Source organism: Mesorhizobium sp. M7A.F.Ca.CA.002.04.1.1, assembly GCF_004022805.1.
GTDB classification, from domain to species: Bacteria; Pseudomonadota; Alphaproteobacteria; order Rhizobiales; family Rhizobiaceae; genus Mesorhizobium; species Mesorhizobium ciceri.
In genome coordinates, this window is the sequence record NZ_RZPL01000090.1 from 1 (window position 1) to 11618 (window position 11618).

Consider the following 11618-nt stretch of genomic DNA (forward strand, 5'->3'; position numbering starts at 1 on the left):
ATGGCGGGCGCATGTCGCTGACCGACACCTTCATCATCGCCGGCCAGACGATGATCTCCAGCGGTTTTGGCGCCTCGGTCGGGCTGGAAGCCGGCTACACGCAGGTTGGCTCCGGGCTGGCATCGCGGCTGGCGGGCATCTTCAGGCTGCGCCGCAACGATGTCCGTATCCTGGTCGGCTGTGGTGCGGCCGGCGCCATCGCCGCTGCCTTCGATGCACCGCTGACCGGCGCCTTCTACGGCTTCGAATTGGTCATCGGCATCTACTCGGTCGCCAATGTCGCGCCTGTCATGACCGCCGCGATCTCAGCCTCGCTGACCGCTGAAATGTTCGGCGGGGTGCCTTTCCCGCTCGAGCTTTCGGGTCTGCCGGCGCTCACCGCCAGCCAGTATGTGCCGTTCCTGCTGCTCGGGCTGCTCGGCGGTGCCGCCTCGATCGCCATCATGCATCTGGTGACGCTGATCGAGCGCGGTTTCGCCAGGCTGTCGATCGATGCGTCGCTGCGCCCCGTCATTGGCGGCGTCATCGTTGGCTTGTTGGGGCTGATCACGCCGCAGGTGCTGTCCAGCGGCCATGGCGCGCTGCATCGCGAATTCTCGATGAATTACGGGCTGGCCGTGGTGGCCAGCGTCTTCGTGCTCAAGCTGGCGGCGTCGGCGGTCTCGCTGGGATCGGGTTTTCGCGGCGGGCTGTTCTTTGCCTCGCTGTTCCTCGGCGCGCTGCTCGGCAAGGCGTTCGCGGATGTGATGCTTGTTATTTCTCCGGCAACCGGCATCGACCCTGCCGTCGCCGCCGTCGTCGGCATGACGTCGCTCGCCGTCGGTGTCGTCGGCGGTCCGCTGACGATGACCTTCCTGGCGCTGGAATCGACCCGCGACCTGACGTTGACCGGCGTCGTGCTGGCCGCCTCGATCATGTCGGCCATCCTGGTGCGCGAAACCTTCGGCTACTCGTTCTCGACATGGCGCTTCCATCTGCGCGGCGAGACCATCCGCAGCGCCCACGATGTCGGCTGGATGCGCAGCCTCACAGTCGGCTCGATGATGCGCAAGGACATCAAGACCATCTATGCCTCGACGACGCTGGCAGCCTTCCGCAAGGAGGTGCCGCTCGGCTCTGCCCAGCGCGTCATCGCCGTCGATGCGGGCGACCACTATGTCGGCGTGCTGATCGTGGCCGAACTGCACAGCGATCCGTCCGATGGCGAGGTGCCGGTGCGCGATCTCGCCAAATACAAGGACGCGGTGCTGGTGCCGAGCATGAACGTGCAGGCCGCCGCGGAAACATTCCAGCGGGCGGGCGCCGAAGAACTCGCCGTGGTCGAGGATTTCACCGACCACATCGTGCTGGGCCTGTTGACCGAAGGCCATTTGATGCGGCGCTATGCCGAGGAACTCGACAAGGCGCGCCGGGACCTGTCGGGCGAGGGGTAGAGGGCAAGAGGGGTTACGGGCTTAATGCTCGATCGGCCCCTTGGCCATCACAAGCGCCGTGCCGGCGGTGGTCGGGCGCTCGATCATGCGTCGTACGCGGGGCGGTTCGTCGCCGCTGTGCAGGGCCCGCACGCGTTCGCCGATGACGGCGTCGGCATGGGTGATGCGTCCATTGTGCCTGATATACTCGATCCAGGTCGGCGTGTGATAATGCTCGATCCATACGGTGGGATTCTCGAGATCGCGCGCCAGCGTCCAGTTGCGGGCGCCGTCACGGCGGCGGATGCGGCCGCGTTCGGCCATGATGGCGAGGAACTCCGGTTCGTCCTCGTGGCGGATCACATATTCGATCATGATGGCGATGGGACCACTGCGCGGCTTCAGGTCAAGCGCCAAATGCGGTTCCTTGAAGCGATTGAGCGGGTCGAGGTTGAGCACCTGCTGTTGCGGCAGCGGGAGCAAAAGACCGATGGCGCCGCCGGCCAGCATGGCGATGCTGGCGGCGATCAGCGCGGTTTCGGCGCCATGCGCGTCGGCGACGACGCCCCAGATCCAGCTGCCGAGCGCGATGCCGCCGAAGGTCGCGGTCTGGTAGACCGACAGCACCCGGCCGACCACCCAGCGCGGCGTCGCCATCTGCACCGTGACGTTGAAATGCGAAAGCGCGATCACCCAGCAGGCACCGCCGACAAGCAGGCCGAGCGATGTCTGCCAGGCATGCTGGCTGACGGCGGCATTGAAGGCGCAGACGGCGAAGCCGGCGAACGCACAGCGCACCATCGTCTCGCTGGAGAGCAACTGCCGCAGCCTGACGCTGATCAAGGCGCCGCCGACCGCGCCGATGCCGAAGGCGCCGAGCATGATGCCATAGGTAAGCGCATCGCCCTTGACGACGTCGCGCGCCACCAGAGGCAGCAACGCAAGCACAGCGCCTGCACTGAAGCCGAACGCAGCACCCCTGACCAGCACCTTGCCGATATTGGGCGACATGGCGACATAGCGCAGGCCGGCGCCCATGGCGGCCCCCAGCGACTCGCGCGGCAAGGTCGATACCGGCACGTTCGGCTTCCAGCGCGCCAGCACGACGATCAGGCCGATATAGCTCACCGCGTTCGCCGCGAAGGCGGCTGCCGCACCGGCGGCGGCGACGATGATGCCGCCGATCGCCGGACCGACGCTGCGCGTCAGGTTAAAGCCCATCGAATTGAGGGCGACGGCCGCCGGCACCTTGTTGCGGGGAACGATATCGCCGACGGAGGCTTGCCATGATGGGCTGTTGAGCGCGGTGCCGCTGTCGATCAGGAAGGTGAAGGCAAGCAGCGTCCATGGCGTGATCAGGCCCGAATAGGTGAACAGGGTCAGAAGCACCGACACCACCAGCATGAAGGTCTGGGCGACCAGCATCACCTTGCGCCGGTCGAAACTGTCGGCGATGGCGCCGGCGACCAACGCAAACAGCATGATCGGCAAGGTGGTCGAAGCCTGGACAAGGGCCACCTGATAGGGCGAGGTGGCGATCGTGGTCATCATCCAGGCGGCGCCGACACCCTGGATCAGGCCACCGAAATTCGAGACGAGACTTGCGCCCCACACGGCGCGGAAAATGCCGTGCCGGAAGGGCGCCAGCGCCGAGACGCTCTCGCTGTCCGGCTTGTCGTCAATCATTTGGGATTCCTGCCATGTCGTGCCTGCCCGTCAGACAATCCGTTTGCGCAGACCGTTTGCCGAAAGTAGGGCATGGCGCCGCAAAGGGCAAAAAAGCTCATGGTCCAACAATGGGATAGAGGCGGTCCAGGCCTTGTCTGCCGTGCGTGCGGAGGCGCCAAGGGGATCGGCGGCGTCTGTCTTCGGACAATTACGAACGGCATGCCGCGGCACGCCTTCCCAAAACAGGTTAGAACCCGTTCTGGATGCGCTCGAAGATGACGTTGGTGAAGGCCGATATCTGGCTGCCGATGAAGGGGCCGGTCAGCGCCACCACCAGCATGATGGCGACGATCTTCGGCACGAAGGTCAAGGTGATTTCCTGCACCTGGGTCAGCGCCTGGATGAGGGCGATGCCGATGCCGACCACCATGGCGACCAGCACCACCGGAGCGGACGCGACGAGCACCGTCCATACCGCGTACTGGACGATGTCGAGAGCGTCGGCCTCATTCATGGGACTGGCTCTCTGTCGAAAGCGTCAGCTTGCCGCCTTGACCGAAACTCCCGGACCGACCGCGACTTCGGTGCCGTTCTGCAGCACGGCGATGAGACCGTTGCTGGCGAGGCGCACCGAAGCCACGGTGCCCGTCGTCAGGCCGTCGGCGGAGGTTATCGAGCGCCCGATCAGTGCGTCGGCCTGCGACAGCGCCGAGGACTGCATGATCTGATTGAGCTTGGTGTTGGTCTGCACCGATTGCTCGACCTGCGAGAAGGTGGCGAGCTGGGCGACATACTGCGTCGAATCCATCGGCTTGGTCGGATCCTGGTTCTTCATCTCGGCGATCAGAAGCTTCAGGAAGGACTGGTAGTCGACTGCTGTCTTCGAGGTGGACGCGGTGGCCTGATTGGCGCCGGTCGGAATCGTCGTCGTCATGTCCACGTTCATCAGTATCGTGCTCCCACAGCCAACGGGCGCTCGGCACCCGAAACATCGTCATTCCCACCCAGCGCGCGGCGTTCGAGCGGATAAAGTGCGCGGATCGCCTTCAGCGCTTCGTAGATATGGTCCTCGCCGACCATGCGGTCGATCTGTTTCAGCGCGCTGCAGATCTGGCCGTCCTCGAAGCTTGCCAGAAGCAGCGGCAGCGAACGACGGAACATCTCGCGTGCGGCGGCGGCGCCGGCCGGGTTCATCAGCATGACCTGCAGGATGAAATAAAGCTGCTTGAGCGGTGTCGAGGCATCTTCGGCCTGGATCACGTGGTTTTCGAGCAGGAACTGGACGTCGTTCATCAATTCGACGGTGACCTTGCGGTCGACCCGGATGACGGCGCCGTTGATGTAGATCTTTTCGTTCGGCTTCAGCGATATCTTCAGCGTGTTGGTCATTGAATGCCGTCCCTGATGATCTGGGACACCTCGATCAGCCCTTCGAAATTGTTGGTGCGGCCCTGACGGATGTCCTCCGCCTCGCGCAGCAGCCACAGGCCGATGGAAATGAGGTTGGCGCGCAGTTCCTTTGGCAGAGCGTTGTCGCTGGAGCCAAGATCCTCGACGAAGGCGGTCCAGACGCGGTTGGTGAAGTGAAGCGCCTCTATCGCCTCCATCGAACCGTGGCCGGCCACTGCTGCTGCCGCCAGCATGTCGATCGAGCGGGTCAGAAGCTCGCGCTCGCGGTCCTTCGCGTCGGCAACGGAGTTGCTCTGGATGTCGGCGTAAGAGAATTGGTACATCGTTGGGGCTCTACCGTTCCGTTAAGCGTTGTCAGGTCAGGTAATTCAACAGGCTGAGCTGCTGCAGGCGTGCGGTCAACGCGAAAGACGTTTCGATGTGCTGTGTCAGGTCCGCGACCCGTGTCGCGGCTTCGGCCGGATCGACAGCTTCCAGGTCGAGAATGTGCCGTTCGAAAAGGTCGACCTGCGTTTTCATCCGATCGTTGGCATCGGAAACCCGCTTCTGGACGATGCCGGTCTCGGATTGAAGCTGGCCAATGCCGCTCAGCGCTTCGCCAACCAATGTGGTGGAGCGGCTGACAACCGTATTCTTCGCCGCCTGGCTGATGTTGCTGGACATCAGGCTGCTGACCATGGCTGCCGCCATTGCGAGCTTCTGGATGCCGGCGCTGTTGGCGCTGGTCGACGTCGGTGTGGTTTCGTTGAGTGCGATGCGGCTGACGATCTGCTGGTCGGTGGCGTTCGACCAGTTGCCCTGCCAACCAGCGCCCGTGAACTGCGGGGCGACATCATTGGTGATGAAATCGTCCATCTGGGCAGCCGTGATGTCGGCCGCGAGCGGATCATCCTGGGTGAAGCCGAAATTGGCGACGAAAGCGGCGTCGAATGCCGCCTTGGCGGGGGAGCCGGCAGCTGTGAAGTCGTTGATTGGCTTGACGTCGGTGTTGGTGCCGGCGAACAGGTATTCGCCATTGACGCTGGTGTTGAGGATCGAGGTCAGCTGCTGGATGGTCGCCTTGCCGGAGGATTGGGTGAGGCTGTTGGACGAGTCGCTTGAGGAGGCGGTGGTCAGGGCGGACAGGAACGTCTGAGCGGCGGTCGAGAGTTGACCAAGCGAGGTCTGCGTCGAGGAGAGCCGGGCGCCGACCAGGCCGTTGGAATCGATGATGACGTTGAGCCGGTCAAGATCGCGCTGGAAAGTGACGGCCTGGGTGGTGCGCCCGCCGAGAGCCAGGCCGACGTCGGCGACCCTGCCCGTCGAGGATTCTTTCGTGGCTTTGACGAGTTCGGCCTGCATGCGCATCTGCTGGGAGCGCATGGCATTGGAGATTGCGGCCGAGGAGACTGAAGTCATGGAATTATCCCACCGCGTTGAGCAAGGCCGTCATCATGTCGTCGACGGTTTTCATCATCCGGGCCGATGCCTGGTAGGTGTGTTCGAGGTCGAGCAGCAGCGACATTTCCTGGTCGACATTGACCCCGGTCGCGTTGGACAGCGCCTCGGCGCTGCGCGACGCCAGTGCTTCCTTGGCGTCGGAGGCGGTCGAAGCCTGCTGGCGCACGCCCTCGAACCAGCCGATCGAACTGGCGGCGTAGTCGGACACGCTGGACGTTGCCGAAACCCCGGCGGCGGGGTCGAAAGTCATCGGCTGGTCGAGCCGGTCGCCATAGGCAACCAGAAGGGTGGAATAGGATGCGCCACCGCCCGTGTTGGCGACGTAGGCCGCACCGTTGGCTCCGCCGTCGCGCAGCAGCATCGGGTTGCCGCCGGTGCTCGGGTCCATCGCTGCATTGACGCTGATGGACGCGGCAAGGCCGTTGACCAGCGTGCCGGCGGCCGGCACGGCCGGCGCACCAGACCAGGTGAACAGGCCGGCGGCGTTGGCCATCGAGGGTGCGGTCTCGGCAAAGGCTGTGATCAGGCCACGCGCGGTCTCGTCGAGCTGGCTCTGCATGGTCGAGGCGACGCCGTCACGCAATTGCAGCAGGCCGGCAAGCGTGCCGCTGGCGCTGGTGTTGCCACCAGCTCCCGCCGAGATCGGCACATTGTCGATGTAGACGGCATTGCCGGCGGCACCCGCGGTATAGCCTGCCGACGCCGCGAAGGTGACCGTGCGCGGTATCGTCTCGAACAAGGTCGTGCCGTCGCCGGTGGTGATGACCATGTCATTGTCGCCTCGCGTGAAGGTCGACACCGGGACATAGTTCGAAATCTTCTTCAAAAGCGCATCGCGCTGGTCGAGCGCATCGGAAACGTCGGTGCCGGAACGGGTTCCGGACATGACGGCCGTGTTGGCATCCTGGAATTGGCCGAGCAGCGAGTTCAGGTCGTCGACGGCGGTGGCAATCTGACCGTCGGTCTGGGTGCGGAAATCCTGGACTGCCTTGGAGCCCTCATTGAGCGAGCGCACGACCTGTTTGGCGGCGTCGATGACGGAGGCGCCGAGGTTCTGATTCGACGGCGAGGTGGCGTAGAGCTGCAGCGCCTGCTGCAGGTTGGCGATCGCAGTCGAGGGCGAGGACGCATTGTCGACGCCATTGACCGCAACACCCAACTGATCCATGCCGTTGTAGAGAGCGTTCTGGCCGCTCCAGGCCGATAGCGCGGCGAGATTCTGGCGAAACAGAAGCTCGTTGGCTGCGCGCTGGATATCGACCGAGCGCGCACCCGGCGCCGTGCTGGTGACGACGGCCTGGCGCCGCGAATAGTCCGGGTTGGAGGCGTCGGCGACATTGCGCGAGACAACGCTGGTCTGTCGCGCGGTGTTCATAAGCGCCGACTGGGCGATACTCAATGCGGTAGACAGTGACATGCGGGTCTTTCGCGGGCGACGCCCGTCTTATCTCTTCAGGTTGACAAGGACGTCCATCAGATCGGAACCGGTCTGGAAGACTTTCGAATTGGCGGTGTAGCTGCGCTGTGCCGCGATCATGTTGGTCAGTTCTTCGGCGATATCGACGTTGGAATTCTCGAGCGCGCCGGAGATGATGGAGCCGAGCTTGCCTTCATTGGCAAAGCCGACACGAACCGCGCCGGACTCGGTGCCCTGCGAATAGACGTTGCCAGGCAGCGCCTTGAGCTGGTCCGGGCTCTGTACGTCGGCCAGCGGGATCTTGTAGAGCGGCTTGGTCGAGCCGTCCTTGTACTGGGCGTAGATGGTGCCGTCCTTGCTGATCTGGACCTTGTCGATGGTGCTCGGTGCGTTGCCGTTGACCTGGGCGTCGGAAACCGTGAAGCCGGTGCCAAGCTGGGTCAGCGCCGACAGATCGAGATTGAGGGTGGCGCCGTTCGGCACGGTAAATGAAACGTTGGTGGGCGTGCCGGTGAGCTTGCCGGTGGTGGTGTCGAAGGTCAGGTTGGCCGAGCCCAGCAAGCCGCCGGCGGTGTAGGGGAACGATGTTCCAGCGGTGGCCTTCGACTGATCGAAGACCGCCACCTGCCAGGTGCCGGCGCCGGTGTTGGTGAAGTAGACGTCGAGCAGCTTCTTGTTGCCGAGATTGTCGTAGGCGACCATGGAGGATTTCGACGTGTATTGCGCGGTCGCAGCGTTGGCGGCGGGCAGGTTGGCGGTCGCGACCGGGGTCGCACCCGCCGGCAGGTTGCCGGCAAAGCTGCCCTCGGTGCTCGGCGTTGCGGTCATGCCCTGGTCGGAGATGACAACCGGGACCAATCCCTCGAAGCCGTTGACCGTCGCTGCCGGTACGCCGTTCTCGTAACTGTAGGCCATCAGCTGGAAGCCGGCCGAGTTGACAAGCCTGCCCTGACCGTCGGGAACGAAAGCGCCGGCTCGGGTCAGATAGGGGGTACCGCTCGGATCCTGAACGACAAAGAAGCCATCGCCGCTGACGGCAAGGTCGGAAACCGAGGTCGTGTACTGAAGCACGCCCGGATCGCTGACCGCCTGACGGATCGTCGTGGTGACGCCGCCGGAATTGTAGGCGCCGCCGGTCGACGGCATGACCAGCGTCGAAAATTCGGCGGAGGACCGCTTGTAACCCGTGGTATCTGAATTGGCGATGTTGTCGGCGACCGTCGACAGGCGGTTTGCCTGCGCGTTCATGCCGGAAACGCCGGTCCGCATCATTCCATAGAGGCTCATCGAAACGTCTCCGCTGTGTCCATGCTGCTGGCTGCGAGGCTACGCATGTTTTCTTGCGCGAGGCTGGCGCGGCGCTGCATCAGAAGACGAGCCGGTAGCCGAGGAAACGCTTGGAATCGATCGGGTCGGTGCCCAGCTTCTCGCGCAGCTTCTTGCGCAGTTTGCTGATGTGGCTTTCCACCACGTTCTCCTCGACCTCTTCGTCGAAGATGCCGTAGATGGCGTTGAAGACCTGGGTCTTGGTGACCCGGCGTCCGCGATTGCTCGCCAGATATTCGAGGATGCGGCGCTCGCGGCGCGGCAGGGGGAGGGGCTGACCGTCGATCTCGGGGTCGCGGCCGTCCATGAAGATGCGCATGGCGCCGATCTCGGTGTAGGCGACGTCTTCCTGGGCGCGGCGGCGGATCGCGGTGATGCGGGCCAGGATCTCACGAATATGGACGGGCTTGCGAATGACGTCATCGACGCCGCTCTCGAACAACCGCAGCGTGTTCTCCAGCGAATGCTGTTCGCTCAGCGCAATCACCGGGGCGCCGGTGCGGTCGCGGATCTGGCGCGGAGAGATGGAACCTTCGCGGCAATCGCCGATGAGGAAGGCCCTGACCGAGCGCAGATCGGTGTCGGCGGCCGAATTCACCCACTCACCGAATTCGCCGGATGCAAAGCCTGCACAGGCGATGCCCTCACGATCGAAAAGTGAATTGTATCCCTCTGTTACGAGCTCGCGCTCGTCAACGATCACAATCATCGGCCCCGCCTTCCGAATCGAATCATTTGCCCCGTGAAGAGAGGCCTATCCGCTGGCGAGAATCCTGAACAACCGTCATTTCTTGTAGCTAGTTTCTTGGGAGTCTGGAATCGTATCGGTTGCATTAGCGTGCAGCCAGATACGCATTCGGCGCCAAGTTTTGGCCAGGCCAGAACAACAATTCGGGGTTGTGTGTTAGGTCTATTAGTAATGGAAAATGCGCTTATGGGTTGCAGAATCCGCGGGCGTTCGCGGTCCATTTTCCAAAGCCGGTGGCGACCATGTTGGCAATGACACGGCAGACATAGATCTTCTGCGCCGGGTCATTGTCGGGGCCGGCATGATAGCGGGCCACGGCCATCGACCAGGTCTCGTGACGGGCATGAAGGCTGGCCAGGAAGCGCGCCGCATAGTCGACATTCTGACGTGGGTCGAGCATGTCCTCGACGCTGCGAAAATGCGATGCGTGGTAGTGGTGGTTGATCTGCATGCAGCCCAGATCGATCAGGGTCTTGCCCTCGCGCCGGGCATTGGCGAAGGCGGCAAGGGCCTCGGGCCGGCTTCTGGGAAAGACTGCTTTTCCCTCTATATTCAAAGCGTTGGGTTGAAGGCTGCCCTTGTTGCCGGTCTCCGTCAGGCCAACGGCATAAAGGATGCCGGCGGGAACGCCATAGCGGTCGGCGGCGCGCAGGATTTCCGGCTCGCAAGGGTTGGTCGTGGCTGCGGCAGCTGTTACCGCGCTAGATAAAGATATCGCCGCCAGCGCGCTCGCGAGAAGGCGAAGTGCCGCGGCCGTAGTCCTGCGCGTCATCGTTGCGGTTCCTTGAGGATTGCTGACCCGGTTGCTGGCCGCCGGCTCCACCATTGCCGCCGCCCGAATTCCCCGGTTGAAAGGATGCTGGATCGCGGCCTGTTGCCGCCGCCAACGGAGCGGTTGCATCCGTCCGGGTTGTAGCGGGAACTGCTACCGAAGGTTGCAGTATCGTGACCTTGTCAACCTCGAAGCCGAGCCCTCGCAGCGACTTGACGATGGCCTCGCTGTCGGCGGACAGCCGACGATAGGCATCGTGTGTTTCAGGCTTCAGCTCAATCGAAAGTTGTTCCCCGGAGAGGCGAAGATTGGCCGTCACCATGCCGAGTTCGGCAGGGTGAAGTTCGATCTTCAACACATGTGTCGGAACGGCAACAGAGCTGGCCAGATGGGTGGTCGTGGGTGAGGCTGAAAGCGCCTTTTGCGGCCCGGCGTCGGCGGCTATGGCGTTGATCACATTGAGGGCCGCCTGGCTGATGGGACCCTGCGGCGGCGCGGGGAAGCTCCGTTCCGACACCACGTCGATGCGCGCGGCGGACAGGGACTGTTTTCCCGCTTCGGGACGCATCGAGGACCGCACATCCTCGATGCTCCTCATCGCATTCGTGGTGGGCTTCGACGGCACGCCGGGCACATCGACAGCCGGCGCGTCCGACAGCTTCTGAGCCGCCGCTGTGACGTCGCGTTTTGGCGCGCTGGAGGCAGCGCTCGGCGACTGACCGTCAAGCGCCGTCAAAGGTCCGTCGACGATCGACGCCTGCTCCGGCTTCGACATGGTTTCGAGTGCTTCGCGTCCGCCCGACGATTTTGAGCGGTAGGTCTTTGGCAGTGCAGCCTGTCCGCCGAGCGCCGGGTCCGACGGATTCTCGCCGGTGGCCGCATTGCCCCCCGCTGCCTTGGCCGCTGTCGAGAAATGCCGCAGGTCATGAAACGCGATCAGCAGCGGCAGGTCGTCCTGAAGCGGCGCGGTATCCGACGCCGTCTGTTCGGCGTCGGCCTTGTGCGCCTTTGCTTCCAAATCGTCCTTGCCGGTTTTCACGCTTGCGCCTTTGGCCGAGGTGGTCCTTCCGGGCTCGGCCGATGCCGGTTCGACCTTGGCGCCATGCCCGGCGAGGCCGGCAGCGAGCTTGCTCCAGCGCCGGTCGCGCGATCCCGCCTCTGTCGACGCCTGCCGTTCCGGGCGGGCATCGTCGCGCAGCATTTTGCCGAAGCCGGCGTCATCGTTTCTGCCGTTCGCGGCAGGCTGCTCCGACGTCGCGCGCGTGGAGGCAAATCCTGGCAAGGCCGAGCCGAGGCTGGTGGTCATTTAGGGGCGGCTCCAAGCATCTGGTCGATCAGGTCGAGCTGTCGACGTGTTCTGGTCATGGCGGCGTCGGTCGGATCGGCGGGCTCTGGACCGGCGGCGGGCGAAGGGGCCGACGCCGG

Annotated in this window: 12 protein-coding genes; 1 reads left to right on the plus strand and 11 read right to left on the minus strand. The window is 63.9% G+C overall.

The features are described 5' to 3' along the window. A partial coding sequence (locus ENZ75_RS07265) for a chloride channel protein (RefSeq protein WP_164887752.1) occupies positions 1 to 1433 on the plus strand: 1433 nt, incomplete at its 5' end. A gap of 21 nt (positions 1434 to 1454) precedes the next feature. Here the strand turns inward: ENZ75_RS07265 and ENZ75_RS07270 are convergent. The 11 genes from ENZ75_RS07270 to ENZ75_RS07320 all read right to left on the minus strand — a co-directional run bounded on the left by ENZ75_RS07270 (position 1455) and on the right by ENZ75_RS07320 (position 11499). Next, positions 1455 to 3098 (minus strand): MFS transporter, encoded by a 1644-nt coding sequence (locus tag ENZ75_RS07270; RefSeq protein WP_128278001.1) that lies wholly within the window; start codon positions 3096 to 3098, stop codon positions 1455 to 1457. A 229-nt stretch (positions 3099 to 3327) separates the two neighbouring features. Then, positions 3328 to 3594, minus strand: coding sequence for a flagellar biosynthesis protein FliQ (fliQ, locus tag ENZ75_RS07275; protein WP_013529773.1), 267 nt, complete (start codon positions 3592 to 3594; stop codon positions 3328 to 3330). 24 nt (positions 3595 to 3618) lie between these two features. Further along, the gene (gene flgD, locus ENZ75_RS07280; RefSeq protein ID WP_013529774.1) at positions 3619 to 4026 is read right to left on the minus strand and encodes a flagellar hook assembly protein FlgD; all 408 of its coding nucleotides are present in this window, start codon (positions 4024 to 4026) and stop codon (positions 3619 to 3621) included. Beyond that, positions 4026 to 4469, minus strand: coding sequence for a flagellar biosynthesis repressor FlbT (flbT, locus tag ENZ75_RS07285; protein ID WP_013529775.1), 444 nt, complete (start codon positions 4467 to 4469; stop codon positions 4026 to 4028). The genes flgD and flbT overlap by 1 nt, the downstream gene beginning before the upstream one ends. Then, the gene (flaF, locus tag ENZ75_RS07290; protein WP_013529776.1) at positions 4466 to 4813 is read right to left on the minus strand and encodes a flagellar biosynthesis regulator FlaF; all 348 of its coding nucleotides are present in this window, start codon (positions 4811 to 4813) and stop codon (positions 4466 to 4468) included. The genes flbT and flaF overlap by 4 nt, the downstream gene beginning before the upstream one ends. Before the next feature lie 31 nt (positions 4814 to 4844). Then, the gene (locus ENZ75_RS07295) at positions 4845 to 5888 is read right to left on the minus strand and encodes a flagellar hook-associated family protein (RefSeq protein ID WP_013529777.1); all 1044 of its coding nucleotides are present in this window, start codon (positions 5886 to 5888) and stop codon (positions 4845 to 4847) included. Positions 5889 to 5892: 4 nt separating this feature from the next. Beyond that, the gene (gene flgK, locus ENZ75_RS07300) at positions 5893 to 7347 is read right to left on the minus strand and encodes a flagellar hook-associated protein FlgK (RefSeq protein ID WP_063168925.1); all 1455 of its coding nucleotides are present in this window, start codon (positions 7345 to 7347) and stop codon (positions 5893 to 5895) included. Between the two features lie 27 nt (positions 7348 to 7374). Then, positions 7375 to 8634 (minus strand): flagellar hook protein FlgE, encoded by a 1260-nt coding sequence (locus tag ENZ75_RS07305; RefSeq protein ID WP_013529779.1) that lies wholly within the window; start codon positions 8632 to 8634, stop codon positions 7375 to 7377. Positions 8635 to 8713: 79 nt separating this feature from the next. Next, positions 8714 to 9382 carry a response regulator transcription factor gene (locus ENZ75_RS07310; RefSeq protein ID WP_013529780.1) on the minus strand — a complete coding sequence of 223 codons (669 nt, stop codon included), beginning with the start codon at positions 9380 to 9382 and terminating at the stop codon, positions 8714 to 8716. Positions 9383 to 9605: 223 nt separating this feature from the next. Next, positions 9606 to 10193: a transglycosylase SLT domain-containing protein gene (locus tag ENZ75_RS07315; protein WP_063168924.1), complete on the minus strand. Its 588-nt coding sequence runs from the start codon at positions 10191 to 10193 to the stop codon at positions 9606 to 9608. Further along, positions 10123 to 11499 carry a flagellar hook-length control protein FliK gene (locus tag ENZ75_RS07320; RefSeq protein WP_063168923.1) on the minus strand — a complete coding sequence of 459 codons (1377 nt, stop codon included), beginning with the start codon at positions 11497 to 11499 and terminating at the stop codon, positions 10123 to 10125. Before ENZ75_RS07320 ends, ENZ75_RS07315 begins: the two co-directional genes overlap by 71 nt. Positions 11500 to 11618 lie beyond the last annotated feature (119 nt).